Annotated in this window: 17 protein-coding genes and 1 pseudogene; 11 read left to right on the plus strand and 7 right to left on the minus strand. The window is 37.4% G+C overall.

The features are described from left to right. The coding region (locus ACYVFA_RS24150; RefSeq protein ID WP_460474424.1) for an immunoglobulin domain-containing protein at positions 1 to 1,411 on the plus strand (1,411 nt) is incomplete at its 5' end. A 542-nt stretch (positions 1,412 to 1,953) separates the two neighbouring features. Here the strand turns inward: ACYVFA_RS24150 and ACYVFA_RS24155 are convergent. Both ACYVFA_RS24155 and ACYVFA_RS24160 read right to left on the minus strand, forming a co-directional pair. Next, positions 1,954 to 2,151, minus strand: a pseudogene (locus ACYVFA_RS24155) (transposase); the annotation flags it as partial. Between the two features lie 151 nt (positions 2,152 to 2,302). Then, entirely contained in the window at positions 2,303 to 2,536 is a 234-nt protein-coding gene (locus ACYVFA_RS24160) for a transposase (protein ID WP_460474425.1), read from the minus strand. 261 nt (positions 2,537 to 2,797) lie between these two features. Here ACYVFA_RS24160 and ACYVFA_RS24165 point away from each other — a divergent pair, with 261 nt between their 5' ends. From ACYVFA_RS24165 to ACYVFA_RS24180, 4 genes are read left to right on the plus strand one after another with little or no spacing between them, the layout of a single operon-like run. Next, the gene (locus tag ACYVFA_RS24165) at positions 2,798 to 4,048 is read left to right on the plus strand and encodes a DUF547 domain-containing protein (RefSeq protein ID WP_460474426.1); all 1,251 of its coding nucleotides are present in this window, start codon (positions 2,798 to 2,800) and stop codon (positions 4,046 to 4,048) included. Between the two features lie 9 nt (positions 4,049 to 4,057). Continuing rightward, complete coding sequence (locus ACYVFA_RS24170; protein ID WP_460474427.1) at positions 4,058 to 4,393, plus strand: carboxymuconolactone decarboxylase family protein; 336 nt, start codon at positions 4,058 to 4,060, stop codon at positions 4,391 to 4,393. A gap of 14 nt (positions 4,394 to 4,407) precedes the next feature. Continuing rightward, positions 4,408 to 5,463, plus strand: coding sequence for a radical SAM/Cys-rich domain protein (gene arsS / locus ACYVFA_RS24175; RefSeq protein WP_460474428.1), 1,056 nt, complete (start codon positions 4,408 to 4,410; stop codon positions 5,461 to 5,463). Then, the gene (locus ACYVFA_RS24180) at positions 5,414 to 6,061 is read left to right on the plus strand and encodes a TIGR04282 family arsenosugar biosynthesis glycosyltransferase (RefSeq protein ID WP_460474429.1); all 648 of its coding nucleotides are present in this window, start codon (positions 5,414 to 5,416) and stop codon (positions 6,059 to 6,061) included. The genes arsS and ACYVFA_RS24180 overlap by 50 nt, the downstream gene beginning before the upstream one ends. Positions 6,062 to 6,091: 30 nt before the next feature. On the opposite strand, the gene ACYVFA_RS24185 is transcribed toward ACYVFA_RS24180, so the two are convergent. Both ACYVFA_RS24185 and ACYVFA_RS24190 read right to left on the minus strand, forming a co-directional pair. Continuing rightward, positions 6,092 to 6,778, minus strand: coding sequence for a TIGR04283 family arsenosugar biosynthesis glycosyltransferase (locus ACYVFA_RS24185; RefSeq protein ID WP_460474430.1), 687 nt, complete (start codon positions 6,776 to 6,778; stop codon positions 6,092 to 6,094). Between the two features lie 619 nt (positions 6,779 to 7,397). Then, the gene (locus ACYVFA_RS24190; protein ID WP_460474431.1) at positions 7,398 to 8,015 is read right to left on the minus strand and encodes a MarR family winged helix-turn-helix transcriptional regulator; all 618 of its coding nucleotides are present in this window, start codon (positions 8,013 to 8,015) and stop codon (positions 7,398 to 7,400) included. 119 nt (positions 8,016 to 8,134) lie between these two features. Between ACYVFA_RS24190 and ACYVFA_RS24195 the strand changes: the two genes are divergently transcribed. Beyond that, the gene (locus tag ACYVFA_RS24195) at positions 8,135 to 10,576 is read left to right on the plus strand and encodes a TonB-dependent receptor (RefSeq protein ID WP_460474432.1); all 2,442 of its coding nucleotides are present in this window, start codon (positions 8,135 to 8,137) and stop codon (positions 10,574 to 10,576) included. Between the two features lie 14 nt (positions 10,577 to 10,590). Beyond that, the gene (locus ACYVFA_RS24200; RefSeq protein ID WP_460474433.1) at positions 10,591 to 10,971 is read left to right on the plus strand and encodes a hypothetical protein; all 381 of its coding nucleotides are present in this window, start codon (positions 10,591 to 10,593) and stop codon (positions 10,969 to 10,971) included. A 180-nt stretch (positions 10,972 to 11,151) separates the two neighbouring features. Here the strand turns inward: ACYVFA_RS24200 and ACYVFA_RS24205 are convergent, their stop codons facing one another. From ACYVFA_RS24205 to ACYVFA_RS24215, 3 genes are all read right to left on the minus strand, one after another. Further along, complete coding sequence (locus tag ACYVFA_RS24205) at positions 11,152 to 11,349, minus strand: hypothetical protein (RefSeq protein WP_460474434.1); 198 nt, start codon at positions 11,347 to 11,349, stop codon at positions 11,152 to 11,154. A gap of 18 nt (positions 11,350 to 11,367) precedes the next feature. Continuing rightward, positions 11,368 to 11,682, minus strand: coding sequence for a hypothetical protein (locus ACYVFA_RS24210; RefSeq protein WP_460474435.1), 315 nt, complete (start codon positions 11,680 to 11,682; stop codon positions 11,368 to 11,370). Between the two features lie 112 nt (positions 11,683 to 11,794). Beyond that, the gene (locus ACYVFA_RS24215; protein WP_460474436.1) at positions 11,795 to 15,097 is read right to left on the minus strand and encodes a VCBS repeat-containing protein; all 3,303 of its coding nucleotides are present in this window, start codon (positions 15,095 to 15,097) and stop codon (positions 11,795 to 11,797) included. Between the two features lie 334 nt (positions 15,098 to 15,431). Between ACYVFA_RS24215 and ACYVFA_RS24220 the strand changes: the two genes are divergently transcribed. The 4 genes from ACYVFA_RS24220 to ACYVFA_RS24235 all read left to right on the plus strand — a co-directional run bounded on the left by ACYVFA_RS24220 (position 15,432) and on the right by ACYVFA_RS24235 (position 23,827). Next, entirely contained in the window at positions 15,432 to 18,458 is a 3,027-nt protein-coding gene (locus ACYVFA_RS24220; protein ID WP_460474437.1) for a SusC/RagA family TonB-linked outer membrane protein, read from the plus strand. A 30-nt stretch (positions 18,459 to 18,488) separates the two neighbouring features. Beyond that, a complete protein-coding gene (locus tag ACYVFA_RS24225) occupies positions 18,489 to 20,036 on the plus strand; it encodes a RagB/SusD family nutrient uptake outer membrane protein (protein WP_460474438.1) in 1,548 nt (515 codons plus the stop codon). A 534-nt stretch (positions 20,037 to 20,570) separates the two neighbouring features. Continuing rightward, a complete protein-coding gene (locus ACYVFA_RS24230) occupies positions 20,571 to 22,250 on the plus strand; it encodes a glycoside hydrolase family 43 protein (protein WP_460474439.1) in 1,680 nt (559 codons plus the stop codon). After that, the gene (locus tag ACYVFA_RS24235; RefSeq protein WP_460474440.1) at positions 22,247 to 23,827 is read left to right on the plus strand and encodes a glycoside hydrolase family 43 protein; all 1,581 of its coding nucleotides are present in this window, start codon (positions 22,247 to 22,249) and stop codon (positions 23,825 to 23,827) included. The genes ACYVFA_RS24230 and ACYVFA_RS24235 overlap by 4 nt, the downstream gene beginning before the upstream one ends. The last annotated feature ends 17 nt before the right edge of the window (positions 23,828 to 23,844 follow it).

Consider the following 23,844-nt stretch of genomic DNA (forward strand, 5'->3'; position numbering starts at 1 on the left):
TATTTCAGCTACCTGTACCGTTGGAAGTTGTACAAGTGTAGCCAATACTGCTGTCACAGGTTTGCAAATTATAGCTCCTCCGACTATTAGTATTACAGGTAGTAAAAATTTGTCTTGTAATGAGACTTCCGTAACTAGAACTGCTATTGCTATTGGCGAATCGCTTATTTATCAATGGTCAAATGATCTGGGTTTAAATGCTACAGCAAATATTTCTTCTTCAGGAACTTATACTGTAACAGTAACGGAATCAAGTGTTTGTTCAGCTACGGCTACTACAAGTGTGACTCAAAACTTAGCACTTACAGCAAGTGCTACTAATAATGGACCCTACATTATTGGCCAGACTATACAACTTAATGGGTCAAGCAATGGTAGCGGAACTACCACTTACACCTGGACTGGCCCTGCCGGGTTTGTTAGTTCAAGTCAGAATACGACTATCCTGAATGCTTTATCAGCTAATTCCGGAACCTATACACTTACAGTTATTTCAGGAATTTGTACTTCTACTGCAACTACCAATATAATTATCAGTGGCATTGATCCATGTGTGCAGATAGTAGATTATCAGTATGTCAAATCGGGGAATCCCTATCAACCATTATTTTCATTAAAGGATGGCATGGTGATTCAACAAATTCAAGAACAAGTGTCTATTATGGCTGTTCCCATTTGCCCAACTATTCCAATCGGAAGTGTAGATATGACTATTGTTGGACCAGAAATTAACTGGACAATCTTGCAGAATGTTCAGCCATTTGCCATTTTTGATAATCTTGCCAATGATTTTAATGGACGCAATTTTACTCCAGGGACTTACACGATGACTGTAACAGGTTATCTGGAAGATAATAGAGTAGGTGGAATAGTTTATGGACCTGTAGTAACTACTTTTACTGTAGTTGGCAATATGTCGACTATTGCAGCTCCAACTATCCCTACTAATACTCTCTGTGCAGGAGGAAATATAGAAGTTAGTTTTGCCACTACCGGTGATTTTTCTCCAATTAATACTTATCAGATTGAACTTTCTGACACACTGGGTAGATTTGTCAATCCATTGATACTTGGAATAAGTAATGCACCTGGTACTGTTGTGTGCCAATTGCCACAAACTCTACAGGCAAGTAATAAATATTTGATTCGTGTTACATCCTCTAATCAGGTTATTGTGAGTAATCCTACCATTAACTTTCTATCTGTTGTCCCTGCTTCTAAGAACTTAATTTCAGATTTTACTTCCGGAAATATAACAGAGAAAGCGTCAACTCAGATAATAGCCAATAGTAGAATTATTTCTCCGGCCAATGTGACTTATAACGCAGGTAAAGCTATTGTATTAAACCCTGGATTTGTTGCTGAAATTGGGAGTATTTTTAAAGCTGAAATACGAGGTTGCCAGAATTAATAGTGAATGTTATATGAGAGATGGCTAAATATTATCAAGATAAACCCTGAATTAATTACAAGAGTGTGAACCAAAAGTGGACTATGCCTGTATCAAATCGGGTTTTTGCCTTATCATAGTTATAAATTATTTTAAAGGTAGCATGAAATTTTATTATTTTGACAAAAAACTCAGTTGGAGCCAACTCCAACTGAGTTTTATAAAATCCTTGACATGGACTACTTTACACTCCCTTAACCTTCAAAAATGTTATCTAAAACGTTAAAAATAGGACTAAGGATTCGATTGTAAGCCCGTTTAGCCCGCAAAAAGCACTCAGAGATGAGTGCTTTTTTGGTTTATAGCATTTCTGAATAGTGATGTTGGGATCAATCCTAAAAGTTGTGGAGCAATGAAATAATTCGGAAATGATAGAATAAACTTTCCCGCTTAATTTTAACTCTGTATAAATGCTTTAAGTGGTACATAACGCAAATGAACCCTTGTCTTTAATTTAACGTGAGTTCGGGATTATCGTTTAATAAAAGTAGTCTGTTTATTTTCTAAAAGCAACAAGCAGCTAATGCTCCAAGAATATGAGTAATAGCATTGATTGGGCTACAATGTCTGGTATGTTCAATGTCAAATACGGTCATAAGAATATCATTAACGAATTCAATTAGTGCTCTCTTTTTAAGATTAATCTTTTTCTTGAGATGCATAAGTTGATTTTTCATATTTTCTCTAATTTTAGTAACAAGATGTAACCCTTGTTGATAGAAATAGGAAAAGAATTTAGAAAGATAGCCTTTATCGCCATATCATTTGCCTTTTAAACCTCTGAAGGATCTTTTTAAAGATTTGTTCACTATTATCCATCAAATTGGTTGGAGTTAGCATAAAGTTCATAATTTAGCCTAATTCATTGATAAATAGATGTACTTTTAACCCATAAAACCATCGTGTAGAGGATTTTATTCTTCTGGCAAATTCAGTAAATACTTTATTAGAATGAATCCTGCGATTATCACAAACGGGCAATTTTTTACTGTCAATAAAGTAACTACCTGTTTGTTTACTTAGTAAAATCAGAACTTTGACAAACGTATGCAGATTGATAGCTTGAAGTCTAATGAGCTCTACCATTCACTTTATCAAAATAATCGCATGAAAAAAATATTTCGATTAACTTTTTTTTGGAGTTTAGCTCTGTCATGGGGCTTAAATTTGAGGTTTATGGAGTCGAATACCACAAATATCTCATTTTTTGCTCTTTTGACTTTTTAACTAATCCCAAACTCACGTTATAATAATAATATTAGAAAACCTGACTTTAAGCTCATTAACAAAACTTTTATTTCCAAAACATCGTATATCTAATAAATATATTCTATGGCTATTTGTCAGATGAAAAAGATTTCTTTGCTTATATTCTTTCAATTCCTCATTCTTCAGCTATATGCGCAACAAGCTTATAAACTGGGGGATGTAGTAAAGAATATTCCAGTTTCTAAAGTTCTTAATACTGATATAAAAGGTGCTTCACTCAATAGTTTCAAAAAAGAAATCACTATTATAGATTTCTTCGGCACCTGGTGCGCTCCATGCATTAAAGCATTGCCTCATTTAGGTGAACTGCAAACTACCTTTAAAAATAATCTGAATATTATTCTTGTTTCTAATGAGGACGAAGCAAAACTGGCCAAATTTTTAGAAATCCATAAACCATTTAAGTTTCCGGTAGTTGTAGATAAAGAAAACACTTTTAATAACCTGTTTAAGCCTGCTTCATTTCCTTACACTGTAGTTCTTGATAAAAATGGAACCATCATAGCTGTTACCGATGCAATTAATATAAATGATAAAATGATGAGTGACTGGTTGACTGGGAAAAAGATAAATACCTCCGTTACTAGCTCAATAACAAGCACAGTTACTATGCTGCCAAATAACCTGAAATCGGCTAATAAACTGGTTCAACTTTCTCAAAATTTTGTCTATTCAGCTAAAACAGGGGAGAATACAGCTAAGTTTTTACAGGAACTAAAAACACTAAATTATAATGACCTGATAAAGCAGCTGACAAGAGATAGTGACAAAAAAGCCTTCTGGATAAATATTTATAATAGTTTTACACAAATTATTTTAAAGAAAGACCCTGAAAAGTACAAAGACAGGAGTGCATTTTTTGAAGCAAAACAGATATTGATCGCAGGGCAATTATTTAGTTTAGATCAGATAGAACACGATATTCTACGGCATTCAAAATCAAAATGGAGTTTAGGTTATTTTAACAAGTGGTTCACAGATAAAAGAGAAGAAGACTTACGTGTCGAAAAGGTAGATTACCGTATTCATTTCGCCTTAAATTGTGGAGCTAAAAGTTGCCCTCCCATTGCTTTTTATAATCCTGAAAATCTAGATACGCAATTGGATTTAGCTACCTATGCTTATTTGAAGAGTGAAGTAATATATGATTCTAAGAATAATATTGTGCATTTGCCTGCCATTATGAGTTGGTTTCGGGGAGATTTTGGCGGCAAAAATGAGATGCTTAGCTTGTTAAAAGAGAAAAGGATTATTCCGGAAAAAGCAAATCCATCTATTGAATTTAAAAAGTATGACTGGGAATTGTATTTAGATAACTATAAATTTTAACTGACTATTATGGAAAATCATTATTATAACGCCGAAGACTTAGGCAAATTTGGAGGTATTGGCGAATATCAGAAACCTTTAGCTGATAAATTCTTTGCCTGGTATGGAGAAGTATTTGGTGAAGGAAATTTAACTGCCAAAGAAAAATCATTGATTGCATTAGCCGTAGCACATGCCGTACAATGTCCCTACTGCATTGATGCCTATAGCAGTGATGCTTTTGAAAAAGGGTATAGTGAAGCGCAGATGATGGAAGCTGTCCATGTAGCGGCAGCAATTAAAGGCGGTGCTGCCCTGGTACATGGTGTACAAATGATGAATAAAGTAAAAGAAATATCGATGTAAATGCTAACGGCTCAATGAAATCACTTAAGGCACAAGGGAGTAATCTGGCTAGCACACAGGAACAAATAAACATTCTGGAGGGTGGGTATAATGAGAGTAATTTACCCAAGCAAGTGCTATTTAGTGAAAAACTGAAAGCATTGGGGCACTTTCCATTACAACCAACCAAACTGGAAATCTTTCAAATAAATGTTGGCAAGATGTGTAATCAGGTGTGCCAACATTGTCATGTAGATGCTGGGCCTGACAGAAAAGAAATAATGACAGTAGAAACCATGCAGCAATGTCTGGATGTACTCAAAAATAATGAATCCTTTAAAACTGTTGATTTGACTGGTGGTGCCCCAGAAATGAACCCACATTTCCGTTGGTTTATTGAAGAGATTAAAAAGCTGGATAAACATGTGATTGTTCGCTGTAACCTGACTATTATTCTGGCGAATAAAAAATACCATGATTTGCCTGACTTTTTTAAGCAGCACTCTATTGAGGTCGTTTCTTCTCTGCCTTTTTATTCGAAGGATCGCACAGATCGTCAACGAGGGACAGGTGTATTTGTAGACAGCATCAAAGCTCTTCAGTTACTGAATAATGTCGGATATGGTGTAGAAGGCAGTAATTTACTCTTAAATCTGGTTTATAACCCTGCTGGTGCCTTTTTACCTGCCTCACAAGCTACTCTTGAAAAAGAATACAAATATGCCTTAAAAAAGGATTTTGATATTGTATTTAATAATCTTTATACCATCACAAATATGCCTATCAGCCGTTATCTAGACTATTTGCTACGTACGGGTAACTACGAAAAGTATATGGATAAACTTATTACTGCTTTTAATCCATCAGCCGCTTTGAATGTGATGTGTCGCAATACACTTTCCATTAGCTGGGATGGCTTTATGTATGATTGTGATTTTAACCAGATGCTTGACTTGAAAGTAGCCGTCGGTCAGGAACATATTTCACAATTCAATGCTACTGAGCTACTTAACCGACCTATTATCATCAATCAACACTGTTATGGTTGCACCGCTGGCGCTGGTTCCAGTTGTGGAGGCGCAGTCGCTTAATGATATGCAACAAGCAATTATTATATTTGTTCGCAATCCTGAATTAGGCAAAGTAAAGACACGCCTGGCAAAAGGGATTGGTGATGAGGAAGCATTACAGGTCTATATCCGTCTATTGAAAAAAACACATGAGGCAATCAAACACATAGATGCTCATAAGTTTGTTTTTTATGCAGATGGTATCAATCAGAATGACTTATGGGAGAACGACCTATTTATCAAGGCCCAGCAAACAGGTAACGACTTGGGAGAAAGGATGTATAATGCTTTTACTTACCTTTTTAGTAAAGGATATGGTAAAGTACTCATTATTGGCAGTGATTGCCCGGATTTGGAAACAGCCATTATTGAAGAAGCCTTTTTAAGTTTAAGCGAGTATGAAGTAGTCATTGGACCCACATTTGATGGAGGATATTACTTGCTTGGGTTAAAGAAGCCTAATAGCTGTTTTTTTGAAAATAAGCTTTGGAGTACAGACTCTGTCTACCATGATACCATCCAGAATATATCAGAGTTGAATTTGTCTTATAAAGCATTAGCACAACTGGCAGACATTGATACGGTTGAAGATTGGCTTCCTTATAAAGATATGCTTTAAAAAGAGGCAATAAAGTAATGATACGACTTATCAAGGATTAAGGAGTCTCTTATAAGTAGTAACCATTTCTACCTGAGAAGCCCCTTTATGAAACATCTGTATGATTTTATAATTGGCGAACTGGACACTTAGCCAGCTATTGTTGTGATATTTCCGAGCTGATATCAGTGCGGCTTTAGGAATAATTTTATATCGTCCGCTTTTTCTTGCCCGCACTACAATTTCGTAATCTTCCATGATTCTCATATCAGACTTAAAACCGCCAATTTCTTCAAAGAGCGTTTTTGTAATAAAGAAAGTTTGATCTCCACCATAACAAACAAACCAGTCAAACCGGGTAAAAAAGGAATTGATTTGTAAAAAAAGATTAGCACTGTCAAATTTTGTTCTATACCTGCCGCAATTAAAATTACGATTCAGATAATACAATAAATCATTGGCAAAGGAAGCAGGCGGGAAAGTATCGGCATGAACAAAATACAACAGGCTTCCTGTACTTTTTGAGGCACCGTAATTCATTTGGTTGGCTCTTCCTTTTTGAGGAGAAATTATAGCCTTAGAACCTGCCTTAAGTGCTAAATTAAGTGTATCATCACTGCTTCCTCCATCAGCTACAATAATTTCTCTGACCAACCCATTGCCATTATCTTTTAAAAACTGAACAAGTCGAACGATATTTTCAGCTTCGTTGTAAGTAGGAATAATGATGCTAATCATGATCCGTGCTTTTAGATTATAGAGTTATATCTGTAAATACCTTATCTAGATAGAGGCTTTTTTTACTATTTATAAGTCTGATAAGTTATATAGTAATAAAACCGTTAGATATAATCCTTAAGGTTTTATGATGTCAACTGCATTGCTTCTTGGTTATATATAAACTAAAGAAACTTTATTTCTACAAATATATATCATCATAATTTTATAGCGATCTATGATAATAAAAAAGCTCGTCAAAATGACACTACTATCTCCAAAATATGTGTAATAACAAGTTATATGATAAATTGTTATTACAATAAGCTACTTTAAACAAAATCATAAAAAAACAACGCAAAAAAATTCCACTTTCTTGGAATTTCGGGATTTTTGTTGTATTTCATAGTATCTCACGCCATAAAATACACTATTTTCCTTTAATAGCCCTATCTACGGAGTATGCACTCATCTGACTGCTGACAGAATTTACCCTACCAATGATAACCGCCGTTTCTGTAGTTCTAAAAACCTTCAAACCAACTTTGTAGCGAAAAGTAAGACCTACCATGATAAAGATCTTAAGTTAATGAAGGCCATTAATAAGGTAACAGGCGCCATGACCAGGCATCAGATAAAATCAGTTTAATAATTGTTTCAAAGTTTCTTCATTATTTTCTTCAAAATAAGGATGGTGATATTGATGGAGTTTCATAAGTACCTGCAATAAATGATTTTTTTCCTCAATGCTCAGGTTTCCAACGATATGCCCTGACATTTTCTGAATGCCATTCTGAATTAGACCAAACTGTGTACGACCTTTATCAGTTAATGACAAGAGCTTTGAGCGGGCATCTGCCGGATTATCTCTTTCCTGTAGCATGCCTTCACGAAGCATTCTTTTAAGGACTTCATTACCTGATGATTTCTCCTGAATACACATTCGAAGCACATCTATTTTTTTAAACTCTTTATTGGGAAAAAGAGAAACTAACACGGCAAAGTCATCAAGAGAGTAGATTTCGGTATCCCGGAAAACCCTGCGTGCATAAAACTGTGCATATTTATAAGCAATACCTAAAAACATTGAAATCAAGCCGTCTTGTGACGGAATGAGATTATCTGCACTTTTTTGTGATTGATTGGCTTCATTGATAATCCATGAAACAAATTGTTCTTTCTGCCAACGTTGGGCATGTGTTTGCTTCTGGTAAGTTTCTGCCAAAGCAATAATTTCTTTTAAAATAGTATAGTCCATGGCTTACTAATCAGCATGATTAATGGTATTATATCAAACTATTGAAAATTATTTTGTTTTATATAAAACATTTAAAGGTAAAAAAATGTTCTATATAAAACTAATCTAATTCATTTTGTATGAAAACCATTAAATTCTACTTTACTTTTTTCTTATACTTATTGAGTTTTTCTGTTTTTGCCCAAAATATAGGGAATATTTACGGAAAGGTTATTGACAAAAATACCCAGGAACCTCTGATTGGTGCTACTGTAAGTGTTGAACAATCAACGCAAGGTACTACTACCGACCTTGAAGGTAACTTTCGTTTGTCTCTACCCGTTGGCAGTTATAACCTGAAAGTTACGTTTGTAGGCTACCAGACACTTGTTAAGTACAATATCAATCTTACTTCCGGTAATGCACAGTCTGTGAATTTCGAGCTACAAGCTGAAGCAGCTACCTTAGGCGAAGTAACGGTCAGAAATCAGAAAGAAAAATCGGCTATTGCATCAGATGTTATCACACCGCTTTCTGTACAATCGCTTACAGTTGAAGAAATAAGGAGCAATCCGGGTGGTAATTTTGATGTTTCAAAAGTAATTCAGGCACTTCCCGGAGTAGCAGGAACTACCGGAAGCGGTGGTTTCAGAAACGATATAGTTCTGAGAGGTGGCGGGCCAAACGAAAATATCTATTATCTGGATGGCATCGAAATTCCTGTCCTTAACCACTTTTCTACACAAGGAAGCGCCGGAGGACCAGCGGGTATTATCAATACAGCTTTTGTTGAAGACATCAAATTGAGTACCTCTGCTTTCAACGCACAATATGATAATGCGCTTTCGGGTGTTTTTGAAATTAACCAGAAAGTGGGTAATTCAGAGCGGCTGCAAAGCAATATCCGCTTAAGTGCCACTGAACTGGCAGCCACTTTTGATGGCAAAATAAGTGATAAAACCAATTTCCTGCTTTCGGGGCGTCGTTCTTACCTGCAACTTTTATTCAAACTGATAGACCTGCCCATCAGACCTAATTATTGGGATTTTCAGACTAAAATTACTCATAAACTAGGAGAAAAAACAACATTGAACCTTATAGGTTTAGGGGCAATCGATGATTTTAAATTTGCTTTACCCAAAGACCCCAGCCCTGAAAACATTTATATCTTCCGCAATTCTTCTTTGATCAATCAATGGAATTATACAGCTGGTGCGTCTGTCAAACATCTGATTAATAAAGGTTTCATTACTATTGCATTGAGCCGCAATCATCTGAATAATTCACTGGAGCGGTATGAAGACAATAATAATCCCAATCCACAGTCGCAGAATCTCTTTTCCCAATCGAAAGAAATTGAAACCAAACTCAGGGCATCTCTGAAAAAATCTCAGAATGGTTTTACTTATAGTGTAGGCGGAGTGATACAGTATGTAAATTACCGGAATGATTTCTTCCAGAAAATAAGAAATGAAGTACGTGACGAAAACGGGAATATCATACTGCCTGAAGTAGCTTATCGTTTTATGACAGACCTGAATTTCTGGAAATACGGGGCTTTTGCACAGGCTGGAAAAACCTTTGGGAATCAGGTAAGTGTGGCTGCCGGACTAAGAACCGACATGAACAGTTTTACTGACGAAGGTCAAAACCCTTTAAAAACGCTCTCGCCCCGCCTTTCTGTTTCAGTACCTTTCAGCAATAATTTCAGACTTAATGCCGCCTGGGGAAGCTATTATAAAATACCTATTTATACAGTATTAGGTTTCAAGGATACGCAAGGTAATTATACCAACCGAAACAACAAGTATATCAATACCATACACTATGCTCTAGGTTTAGAGTATCTTCCTAAACCGGATTTGAGATTTACTGTAGAAGGCTTTTACAAAGATTACCGCAATTACCCGGTTACTACCCTGAATAATATCTCCTTAGCCAATCTGGGTGGTGATTTTGGCGCCATTGGTAATGAAGCTGTGCAATCTACAGGGAAAGGTCGTACTTATGGTGTTGAATTCTTTGTTCAACAGAAACTTGTGAAACGCAACTTCCTGACACTTTCTTACACCTTTGTGCGTAGCAAATTTGGTGGGCAAAATACCGTTCTAAGACCCTCTGCCTGGGATGTCCGACATCTGGTTTCACTTATTTATGGTCTTAAATTAAATAAACAGTGGGAGTTAGGCGTAAAATATCGCTTTGCAGGCGGTAGTCCTTATACGCCTTATGACCTGGCTGCTTCTCAACGAAATTACCTGACACTCGGACAAGGGATTTTTGATTATACTCAATTAAATTCGGTTCGGTTGAAATCCTTTAATCAGGTAGATATACGCGTGGATAAAAAATGGAATTATTCCCGCTGGACCTTAGATGTATTCTTAGACGTACAAAATGTACTGGCCTTTAAAAATGCGTCCATTCCTTATTTTACCTTCAAACGCAAAGCCGATAATTCTGACTTTGAAACAAGCGATGGACAAGGCATCAGGTCTGATGGGTCAAATGCTATTCCGGTAATTTTAGATAATCTATCCGGAAGGCCGACGCCAAGTATTGGATTTATTATAGAATTTTAAACCAGCCAGTATCTATGATTTTTAATTCAAGTATTAATAAACGAGAATTTAATTATTATTATAAAGTCATTATTGAGAACGAAGTATCAAATGAAAATGAAGGAACCATAAATCAGCTATTGAACTTGCTGAAAGGCTACGTTTTTCAATCTCTCAGACAGTTTAAATCAGGAAAGAAAATGATTCTGACGTATTCGAGTCACTATTTTTTCAGGGAAATACTGGAGAAAGGTTTCTATGGTTTTGAATGTGATATTATTGATTTTACAGCTGACAAAGTAGCCATTGAAGCCTATCTTTATAATGAAAATCATTCAAAACTTATGATAAAGTGGTTTAGTGTATTTGAGAGAAAGGAAGCAAAAAAACAGACTACTCTAAACCCAATTATTTAATTACTGTTTTTCTTGATATAAGTATAAAGACCGACCACTACAAGCTGATAATTGTAGTGGTCGGTTTGCTTTTCTATCAATCAGCTATGTTTTTTCATTGAATATTTTATGTACAAAAGCAAAGTAGTGACCTAGTATAATGCCAGGCGGACCAAGAGTCGATAGAAGTACCCTGTCTGGCTAAAAGCGTTCTGTAACTATCACACCAAGCATTTGTGCATTCAATGGTATATCTGTACTGATACATTTGCTTGCCAAAGAAGTACGATTGAAACCATGACGTACTTGTGTTTCTCCGATTTTCAGGCACATTAGCCATTTTCTGATGTTTCTGACAAGCTTTTCTAAATTCTTCTGAATCAAAGTCTTTATCTGCATTCGGTCAGCCACAAGTTGTTAGAGGTACTTTGTTTTTTTCGCCCTTGATACCCAACTGCTTCTCTTAGCTGCTGTATGAGTACCATCTAATTGACCAAAATGAAAGCCCAATAAGCGTTTATGCTGACTTATCAAGCTATTCATAGCTGGTTGCCAGCTGCCATCTTTAACCCATTTTCGAAAATGATAAAATAAACTACCCCACTTAATTTTAGCTGTGCAAATCGCACTCACTATATCTGCATAGTCATGCCAACTACCACCTCGTTTGCCCACACTTAAATAAGGAACTATGTATTTTTCTATGCTATCTTTGCTCAGGATTCGTATCATTAAAAGGTCTGTAAAAGGTAAGAGAGTTACAAAAATCTTAATTTTATGAGTCTTTTTTTATTTACTTTAAATCAGTTCACTATAATAATCATTATTCAAGGAATATAATTGACTATTTAAAATAAGAATTTGTCAATTTATAAGACTGAACTTTACCCGAATTAGCAAAAGCCTGTAAAATACCATTGCTTTTGAAGAATAAACAGGTACGGATATCACCACTGAAATTAAGACCACTTTGTTCGAAAGCCATAGGATGAAATCCTCCCTTACCATTACCTAGTAAAATAGTTCCTCTTGAAGCATCCTGCCTGCCTTGATGGGCTTCATTAGCAAAGAAATTACCTCCCAGCAATAAATCAATATTTCCATCATGATTGTAGTCTTCTGGTATTATTGAGAAGACAGGAGATTGTTGCGCCTGCCAGGGAAGCGGTGTAAGCTGAAAACTGCCTTTACCATCATTCATAGCCACGCAACTGTTTAGCTCATATACTTCTTTTTTAATCGCGCCCTTTTTGTCATCAGTAGAAAATAAGTCATCGAATAATACGCTTGAATAATCTTTGAAATTCGTAAACCTTTTGCGGAAAGTATTGATTTGCAGATTCAGGTTTTCGCGTGGATGAATGGGAACTAATTGGCCCTTGTTATACTGACCCATTATCGGATCAATTCTGTTATTGTTATCAAAATCTTTTGCTAATAGAACTACAGGGTGTTCAGTACTTGATTTATAAAAAGAATTTAGTCCTTCATTGCCAAGTATTAAATCATCGAAACCATCCTTATTCAGGTCTGCTACTTCAACAGTGTTCCACCAACCTTCTGTTTTTTCTTTTTGATAAAAAGATAGCTGACCTTTGTTATTCTTTATAATAGTCAATGGCATCCATTCACCAACTACTATCAAATCCTTATATCCGTCTTTATCTATATCAATTATTTTTGCATCACAAACCATCCCGAATTTACTCAGAAATGGAGCGAGTTGAGTTGTCGCATTTATAAATTTCCCACTGTCATTTCTAAGGATATAGCTTTGGGGTTCTTTGGGATATTCATTTGGGATAATTCGCCCACCTATAAAAATATCCAGGTCATTATCGTTATCTAAATCAAGTGTTATGATTGTATGACTGCTTACATTAATGGAAGGGAAATCTTTTGTACTAGTAAAATTTCCTTTCCCGTCGTTGAGCCATAATTGTGGCTGAAAAGCTTCTGATACATTTAATGGTCTCTCACAACTTCCTCCAGCAAAGATTAAATCCTGGTCTCCATCTTTATCAGCATCAAAAAAATGAATAGCACCTACTTCCATATTTTTGCTGGTAGGGATTTCTGAAACCTTTTTAAATTTTCCTGCTTTATCCTGAGTAAAAATTTGTGTTTCGCTACCTGATAATGCTCCTCCGATAGCCAGGTCTTCTATACCATCACCATTAATGTCTGCTTTAGCTATAGCCGGACCTAGCTTAGAAAGCATTTTATGTAGTGTAGCCGTTTGATTAAAATCTACATAATTGAATTCCCTGTGTTCAAAATCCAATAGGCCATTGCTAGCCTGGAAAAGTTTATTGATGGGTTCAACAGGGGTTTTACTTTGAGTAGCCTCAGCGTATTTTACAGTTAATTTCCCAATTGTACTGTCAATCGCATATTTTTTCTGAACTTTACCATCGGGCCAGGTAATAAATAATGAATCAATTTGCTTCTTTTTCCCCAATCCTATTAAAATATTGTGAGGCATAGAAGAAAGATAGCCTCTAATCGGATAATTTTCAAATAGAAGCTGTTCATTACCAACCCAAGCTTCTACTTTAGCACCTATTCCTGACTTGTTGTTGGTATTTCCTTCAAAATCGATTGTTAGGCTCCGATTTGAACTTTGCAATTCTGATGAATTTCTAAAGATGGAAGCCTCGCTATCTACATTGTTTACTATTAAATCCAAATCACCGTCATTATCAAGATCAGTATATGCTGCACCGTTAGCGTAAGAGAGTTCGTTTAATCCCCATTTTTCAGATACATTTTCAAACGCAAGATTACCTTTATTTTGGTAAGCATAATTTTTGAGTGATATTTCTGGTACCTTCTCCATTAAATTTTTACGATTCTCTGCTCTTGCTTTATCCGAGCCAAACATATCTTTGTTTCGGTAATAGCTGATAAAATCAAGGTCTGTTACGTTCTTCCTATAACCATTTGAAACGAAAACGTCTTTCAGCCTATCATTATCAAAATCACAAAGTAGGGTAGACCAACTCCAGTCTGTTTTGGCAATTCCTGCTAAAAGACCGTTTTCACTAAATTGTGGGATACCATTTTCATTGCCAATATTAACTTGCAGCATATTTCTCATGTACTGCAATTCATAATTGTTGGGAGGGTTTATACTCATTTGTTTTTTATCATAATCAGGTTTGCCCAACATTTGCTTCTGTCTAGAATTATCTTCCGGCAGCATATCCAATTGGAAAATATCTATCTTGCCGTCCTGATTGATATCCGCAGCATCTATACCCATGCCAGATAGGGCAGTATGGGGCATAGCTTTTTTGATTACATTTTCAAACGTACCATTGCCCTTATTTAAATAGAGTATATCTGAACTAAGAAAATCATTAGAACAATAAATATCCGGCCAACCGTCATTATTGTAGTCTGAAATAACCACACCAAGCCCTAAACCTTCATAAATAATACCAGCTTCTGCTGAAACATCTTTATAAATAGGATGATCATCTGTTATACTATAGTTTTGAAATAATCTACTGGTTGAGGGATGTGACCCATCATTTATAGCAGGTCTCAAATAACTAGGATTCTGCGTATCTGGTGAGGTATTTAATAAAAATACATCAAGATCACCATCAATATCATAATCAAAAAATACAGCCTGAGTTGAATATCCGGCGTAGTCAAGTCCATATACCGCTGCTGCTTCCTTGAAGGTTGGTTCTGATGTTTTCTGATTAATATACAAGAGATTATGAGTATTAGCCATAGACGGATGATAAGCAACCGAAATATAGATATCATCCCAACCATCATTGTTAATATCAATTACCGAAACCCCATTACACCATCTATCTGTTGTTAGTCCTGCTGATTTTGTGATTTTTTCAAATTTCAATTCCCCCTTATTCATATATAACTCACAACTAACCTGATTACCTGTAAGAAATATATCATCAAGACCATCATTGTTAAAATCGCCAATCCCGACACCTCCTCCATTGTAAAAATTAGTAAAGGTAAACGCATTCAAATGGTCGTTAGCTTCTAGCTTATTCATAAAATCAACTCCCGTTTTAGAACCTGATAGTTTTTCAAAGAGTTTGTCAGGTTCTGTTTTGCATCCGGCTAAGAATAACAAGCAGATCAGGATTATTAAGGTTGGTTTCATAGGTAAATAATAGTAATTGATGGTGATTTTAATGAAATATTTCAAGAGTAACTCAAGCAATTGTTAAAATAATACTAGTTAATAAAAAAAAAATCATATTCAGTTTGTTTTTATATTATTATGTGTACATTTGACACATATTTATTTGTGTTAAATTGACACATATCAAAATTACACAAAAAAAAATAATAAAGTTTCTATTCTTACAATTTATTTTAACTTTTTAAAAATGAAGGTAAACAATTACAAACCGACCATCCAGCGAGGTTTATCACGGAAGTCGATAAGGCTGCTGCTGTTTTTTTCATTGTCTTTATTTTCTTTTGGCACATTAATGGCGCAGGTCAGAGGTGTAGTTAAAAATGAAAATGGCGAGACGTTTCAAGGAGTGAATGTTGTGATTAAAGGCGATACCAAAGGCACAATTACTGATGCCAATGGGCGCTACGAAATAGCGGCGACTACTGGGTCGACCTTAGTATTTAGTTTTTTAGGGTACAAGTCTCTTGAAATGCCAGTAGGTAGCCAAAGAGAGATTAACGTTTCACTAGAAGTAAATGCGGATATGATGGAGGAGATTATTGTAGTAGGATATGGTACACAAAAGAAATCGTCTCTTACGGGTGCTGTATCATCTATTACTAATAAAGAACTTTCTGCACAGCCTGTTATTAGTGCTACCCAAGCTATGCAAGGACGCGTACCGGGCGTATCTATTGTAAATAATAGTAGCCCTGGTGCTGAGCCAACAGTTCGTATCAGAGGGGTAGGGTCTATCAGTTTAAATCCTAATCCTTTATACGTAATTGATGGTGTTCCGGCAGGAGGGTTGAATACTATTTCTCCTAATGATATTGAATCTATTGAAGTACTGAAAGATGCAAGTGCCTCTGCTATTTATGGTTCAAGGGCAGCCAATGGGGTTGTCTTGATTACTACCAAAAAAGGTAAAGCAGGAAAATTGAGTATCAGCCTTGATTCTTATGTGGGTATCCAATCGGCCTGGAGAAAGCTTGATTTATTAAATAGTGCAGAGTACATCAAATATGGTACTGCATTATTGACTGCATCGGGTCAACCAGTTCCTGGTCGTTTTGCAGCTATGAATACGCCTATCTATGAGGGAGCTGCTACCACATTTGCTCAGACTGACAATGATTGGCAGGATGTGATGTTTAAAAATGGCCCGATTCATAATAACCAGCTTTCATTAGCCGGTGGAACCGATAAATCGAAGTTCTATTTGTCTCTGGGCAACTTCAAGCAAGAAGGTATTCTGCCATTTACCGAATATGGCCGCCAAAGCATACGCTTAAATTCTGACCATAGTATCTCCAGATTTATTTCAATTGGCCAAACCATGATGGTGTCAAGAGATAAACGTATTGCCGAAAGAGATGCGGGAGGCAGAAGCATGGTGATGAACATTATGCGTATGACTCCTTACTGGCCGGTAAGCGACCCAACCAAATTAGGTGGGTACAGTACCACGGCTCAGGGGCTTGACGCCACTGACCCAGAAAACCCGATGCGTATTGCCGTACAGGAGCAGCAGAACCAGATTGACCGTTCATTCAAGATGTTGGGTACTGTATATGCCGAAGTTAAATTCTTTAACTGGCTAAAATACAAATTTACGATGGGTGGCGACTATTCAAGTTCGATTTTTACGGGCTTTGTTCCAATCTATAACGATGGTAACCGTAGTCGCCAAACGGCTGAGCTTGCTCAGAACAGAGGACAATATTTCTCTACTATATTAACTAATCAGCTGACCTTTGATAAGACTTTCGGCAAGCATTATATCAACGCGCTTGCTGTGCTTGAAAGACAGGATGCCTCCTTTAAATCAATTAACCTTACCGGGCAACGACCTGATAATAATATTATGGAGATTCAGGGCGCAGCAAACATCAATGGTAATACCTCAAATTCGGAAAATACTTTACTGTCTTATGTAGGCCGTCTGAATTATGAATACGACAATAAGTATCTCCTGAGTGGTTCGGTACGTCGTGACGGCTCATCAAAATTTGCGCCGGGAAATAAATGGGGCACTTTCCCATCGGTGTCTGTAGGCTGGAGGATCAGTGAAGAAGCTTTCATGAAAGAAGTAGTAGCCATCAATGAACTGAAACTCAGAGGTAGTATTGGCGTAACAGGCTATAATGCAATAGGTGATTATGACTGGCAGCCACTCATTTCAGCAAACAGCACTAATTATTCATTTGGTAATGCTTCACAATTGGGGTCGTATTTTAACAGCCTTGGTAACACCCAGTTAAGCTGGGAGCAAACAACCATGAAAAACATTGGGCTTGACCTTTCTTTATTCAGCAATAAAGTTAGTTTATCAACTGAGTTTTATTCACGTAAAACAGATGGTCTATTATTGAGAGTGCCTCTGCCGGATTCAGAGGGTTATTCAAATAGCCCGCTTGCGAACGTAGGTAGCATGGAAAACAAGGGCTTTGAATTAGCATTGGGTTACCATATTGATTCAAAAGACTTTAAATCTACTATTACAGGTACATTTGATTTGGTCAGAAACAAAGTACTAAGTCTGGACACGCCTAATGCCACAATTAACGCGGGTAACAACGCAGACTTCGGTGGATTTGACATTACCCGTACAGAGGCTGGACATCCATTTCAATCATTCTATGGCTGGCAGGTAGAGAAGATTTTCCAGAACGAAGGCGAAATCGCAGCAGCTAACGGGGCTGATGGTAATGCAAGCACTCCTTATCAGAACGAAGTGACAAAACCGGGAGATATTAAGTTCAGAGATCTGAACAATGATGGTAAAATTGATGCTAACGACAGAACCTACCTGGGTAGCTATCTGCCTAAATTCTCTTATGGCCTGAACTATTCAGGAACTTATAAAAACTTTGATTTCAGCCTGTTCTTCCAGGGTGTGTATGGCAACAAAATTTACAATGGAACAAAAGTAATTGGTCAAGGGATGTTGAGATTGTTCAACGCTACGACTGACGTACTAAATGCCTGGACACCAAGTAATACCAATACAGATGTGCCAAGAGCAGTAAGTGGAGATCCTAATCAGAATGCAAGAACATCTGATAGGTTTATTGAAGATGGTTCATACCTGAGATTAAAAAACCTTACTATAGGCTATACTTTACCAGCTGACAAGATTGCGAAACTGACCAATAATGTATTAACGAAAGCGAGAGTTTATGTCACGAGCCAAAACCTGTTAACCTTTACCAAATACAGTGGCTATGACCCGGAGATTGCATCCAGAAATAACAACCTGCTTACCAACGGCGTAGACTATGGAATGTATCCGCAAGCGCGCACGCTTACGATTGGTTTGAATCTTGGTTTTAATTAAAAATTGCCAAAAAAGATTAAATACTTCGAAATGAAAAAAATAATATTTCTTACAGGCTTCTTAGGTCTGGCCACCGTGATGAGTTGTGATGACTCAGTATTGGATAAGGTAAATCCAAACGGTGTGACTTTTGAAACGTATTTTACGAATGATAACGAACTCGTAGCCGGAGTAAATGCGGCCTATGCTACTATACAGGGCTTTGGCCTTGCAGCCAGAGAATGGTTCTTTGTGCATGATTTAAGAGGAGATGAAATGGCTACCGGTGGTGGCCAGTTGGAAGCCCCTCGGAATCAATTGCTGATTGGAGTAAATGACCCCGCAAATTCGGTGGCAAATTCAGTCTACACAGGTTGGTTCAGAACCATTCATAGAGCCAATGTAGTGCTTGAGAGTGCCAATAAGACCACTGCTTCTTTTTCAACAAATATAAAAAATCGGGTTACTGGTGAAGCAAAGTTCCTTCGTGCATGGGCCTACTATGAACTAGGGACTTTATGGGGTGGTGTGCCTCTATATACCGAATATGTTAAATCTGTTGAAGGAGCAAAGGCACGGTCGACACAGCAGGAAGTTTATAAACAAGTGCTAGACGATTTGAAGGCGGCTGAAGGATTATTGCCAGCCACGTATGCCGCCAGTGAATACGGAAGAGCTACCAAAGCCGCTACACAGGTGCTCATGGCTCGTACTTACCTTCAGATGGGCGATTACAACAGTGCAAAAACTGAGTTAGAAAAAGTAGTAAGTTCTGGTCTTTACAAACTGGTTGATAACTATCTTGACCTGACTAACGAAGAAGGCGAGTTTAATACTGAATCAATCTTTGAGGTAGTATTTTCACCTTCTAATGGCGCTTTTAACTGGAGCGGTCCTGATGGAGACGGTACCAGCGCTCAGGAAGAGACTATCAGAACGCAGGAATATTCGCCAATCGGATGGAGAAACCTGATTCCATCTGATAAAATGATAGACAACTATGAAAGAACTGCTAAAGGAGACCCCAAAAATGACCCGCGTTTTGATATGTCTTTCTGGAAAGCCGGAGATAAATTTAATAATGGAAATGATGTAATCAACGATGTAAATGTTCAGGGTAATTCATCAAAAATGGATGGCAAAACTTTTAAAATCAGTTGGAGAAAATATTCTGTGCTTTATAAATCAAACTCTGGATTTATTACCAGTGGCATTAACATGAGAATTATGCGTTATGCAGATGTATTGTTGATGCTGGCAGAATGTGAAAATGAATTGGGTAACTCTGCCAAAGCTATTCAATTAATGAATCAGGTTAGAGCAAGGGCATCGGTTAGTATGCCTCCTTATCCAACTAAAAATTATCCGTGTGATTCAAAAGCCAGTGTATTTACCGCACTTCAACATGAACGCTATGTTGAGCTGGCAGCTGAACAGATTCGTAATTTCGACATTATCAGATGGAGAAAAAATAAAAAGGCAACTGCAGAACCGATTTCTTATTTTGTGGCAAGCAAGCATGAATTATTACCACTCCCTCAAACCGAAATTGATAATAATCCAAAGATTGACGCGAAAGACCAGAATCCTGGTTATTAAGATTAATACAAGAATAGACCGTTGTATAGCGGTCTATTCTTTTCAAAACATTAGTATGTTATTAGGTATAAGTTTTTTTTAAAGAATATAAATTGGTTTCAACAGCGTAATCATTATAAGCCTGTATATGAAAGTTTATAGATGAGCAACTTTTCATAAAATGGTAGTGGATGCTTAAAAAATTGAAATTTTAAAATTATTTCTTTTTTTCTTACAATAATTTGGCTAGCAGGTAATAATATCTAAATTTGTGTATGGCTGACACATATTTTGTTTTAATAGAATTTAATGACCATAAGTGCAATTAATTCTTTTGAGCGCGCATCAATCCCTTATGAAAAAAACACTACTATTTATCTTAATAAATGGATTGTCTGAAGAACAGTCCTCATTAAAAATTTGATATTAACAATCATCTCATAAAAATCAACCATTAAGCCACTTTTTTAAAAGAAACCCAATTATTTGATATACACACAGAAAGGGCAAACCAAAAACCTTGTTGGTATATAAACCTAAACCTATAAATCAGTAATGATCAACAGAATAACTAAATACTTATCCATCTCGCTTGTATGTTTAACGGTTAGCATAGCGCATTCACAAACAACTTTGGTGAATCCGATTCTTACAGGTTTTTATCCTGACCCAAGCATTGTAAAAGTCGGGACAGATTATTATATCGTCAACTCAACGTTCTCTTATTTTCCGGGCCTCCCGGTTATGCACAGCAAAGACCTCAAAAACTGGAAGCAAATCGGAAACGTAATCGACCGCCCATCTCAACTAGATTTTATGGGAGAGCGCATGACACGCGGGCTTTTTGCACCAGCCATCAGCTACTATAAAGGCACTTACTATGTAACCTGTACCGATATTGACCACGACGGCAACTTTGTAGTAACTGCCAAAAATCCGGCAGGCCCCTGGAGCAATCCGGTGAAAATCCCACAAGTAAGAGGCATTGACCCCTCTATTTATTTTGATGAAGAGACAGATAAAGCCTACATCATCTATAATAGTGATGCACCAGACAGAAAACCCTTGTATTCGGGGCACAGAACTATCAGAATGTACGAATTTGATTACCAGAATCTGACAGTGGTTGGAGAAGAAAAACAACTGGTGAATGGAGGGGTAGACCTTTCTAAAAAACCTGTGTGGATAGAAGGGCCGCATATACTGAAACGTAATGGTTGGTATTATTTATATGCTGCCGAAGGAGGAACCTCAGTCAATCATTCAGAGGTAATCTTACGCAGTAAATCTGTATGGGGGCCTTATGTGCCTTATGAAGGAAATCCAATCTTAACCCAAAGAGAATTGCCCGCTGATAGGAAATACCCAATTACTTCAGCAGGGCATGCGCAGTTTGTAGAAGGCCCTGATGGCAAAATGTATTGTATTTTTCTGGCAGTACGCCCTTACGAAGGCGATTATTACAATACTGGTCGCGAGACATTCATTGCTCCGGTAACCTGGAAAGATGAATGGCCGATGATTGAACATGGCGAAAAGGCCATTGAGTATAGCTATCAGACCAATATCAAAGAAATTAAACCAAAAGGGGGGCTGCCCCAATCAGGGAATTTTCAGTATACGCTTACTTTTGACAAGGGAATTGACCCATCCTTTCTATTCATGCGTACAGTCGACAGCAGTTCGTTCAAAACATCAAGAGCTGATGGGCTGACTTTGAAACTAAAACCCGAAACCATATTGGAGTTTAAAAATCCATCCTTTGTTGGCAAGCGCCAGCAACACTTGAATAGTACAGCAGAAACCGAATTGAGTTTCTCTCCGAATTCTGCCAGCGAAAAAGCAGGATTAGTGATTTTTCAGGACGAGCGACATTTCTACTTCATTGCCAAATCTAAAAATGAATACAAAGAGGTAGTACAGCTTTTCAAAAGTCAGCCCAAAGAAAAAACCATGGAATTGCTGACCGAGATACCACTAGCTGCGAATGTAAAAAAACTTGCTTTCCGTATTAAATCAGAGGGAGCAGACTATAGTTTTTATTACTCGACCGATGCTAAAAACTGGCAACTGCTGAAAGATAAAATGGACGGCAAATTTTTGAGTACCAAAGAAGCCGGAAGTTTTATAGGCTGTGTGTATGGCCTGTATGCCACATCCTCAGGCGAAACTTCGACCAATAGTGCCTCCTTTAAATTCCTGAAATATAGTGGCAACGACCCAATGTTGAAATGAAAAAAGTAGCGATAATCATAGCAATCATTTTTTCCGGCTGTTTTGGGCAAACTGTCTGGGCGCAGGAAAGCAAGGCAAAAAATCCTATTATTTTTGCCGATGTGCCTGATATGTCGATGATACGGGTAGGTAAGAATTACTATATGAGCAGCACAACCATGCACATGAGTCCGGGGATACCTATTATGAAATCCAACGATTTAGTCAACTGGCAAATGCTAGGCTATGTATATGATACGTTGGCTAATATTCCCTCGCTAAATCTGACAGATGGAAAAGGTACTTATGGACGTGGCTCATGGGCCAGTTGCATCAAGTATCATAACGGACTATATTACGTAACTACCTTTGCACAAACTACTGGCAAAACCCATATTTATACCACAAAAAACATTGAGAAAGAACCCTGGAAAGCCGTTTCTTTTGCGCCTAGCCTGCACGACCATAGTTTGTTTTTTGACGATGATGGCAAAATTTATATGATTTATGGCAACGGAAAAATAAAAATCATTGAATTGAACGCCGATGTATCAGGCATCAGAAAAAGTGGGCTTGACCAGACCATTATTGAGAATGCCAGCGCTCCGGCAGGTACAAATATCATGTTGGGGGCTGAGGGTTCTCAACTGTTTAAGGTCAATGGCAAATATTATCTGTTTAATATCGCCTGGCCACGTGGAGGAATGCGCACGGTCATTATCCATCGAGCAGATAAAATCACCGGGCCATGGGAAGGAAGGGTTGCTTTACAGGATTTAGGTGTAGCACAGGGAGGATTGATTGATACGCCAGATGGACGCTGGTTCGCTTATTTGTTCCGTGATTTTGGCGGTGTGGGGCGGATTCCGTATCTCGTGCCCGTCAGGTGGGAGGAGGGTTGGCCTGTGCTAGGTGAAAACGGCAAAGTGCCTGAAACATTAGACTTGCCTGCAAGTAAAGGCTTGATTCCGGGCATTGTTCATTCTGATGAGTTTATGCGTAAAAAAGGAGAAGCCGCTTTGCCATTAGTCTGGCAATGGAATCATAATTCTGATAATAGCTTATGGTCGGTTACAGCACGCAAGGGCTTTTTACGATTAAAAACAGGCAGATTAGATAGTTCTTTTGTTTTAGCCCGAAATACACTCACGCAAAGAACTATTGGCCCTGAATCATCAGGTGTTACTTCGCTGGATATTTCAAACATGAAAGAGGGCGATTTCGCCGGGCTGGGGTTATTACAGAAGAACTATGGTCTGGTAGGAGTGAAGATAGGCAAGGGTAGTAAATCAATTGTGATGGTTAGCGCTAATACGGGTAAGCCCATAGAAATTGACCAGATACCATTAGCACAAAATACAGTCTATCTGAAAGCCGAATGCAATTTCAGGAATAGAGCCGATATCGCTCATTTCTTTTATAGCCTTGATGGTAAATTATGGCGTAGTATCGGAGAGCCCTTGAAAATGCCTTATACTATTCCCCATTTTATGGGCTATCGGTTTGGTCTTTTTAATTATGCTACCCAACAGATTGGCGGCTATGCTGACTTTGATTATTTCAGAATTTCAGATACTATTTCATCAACTGGTAAATAGGGTTTAGAACTATTTTA

It is taken from the genome of Emticicia fontis, assembly GCF_054779675.1.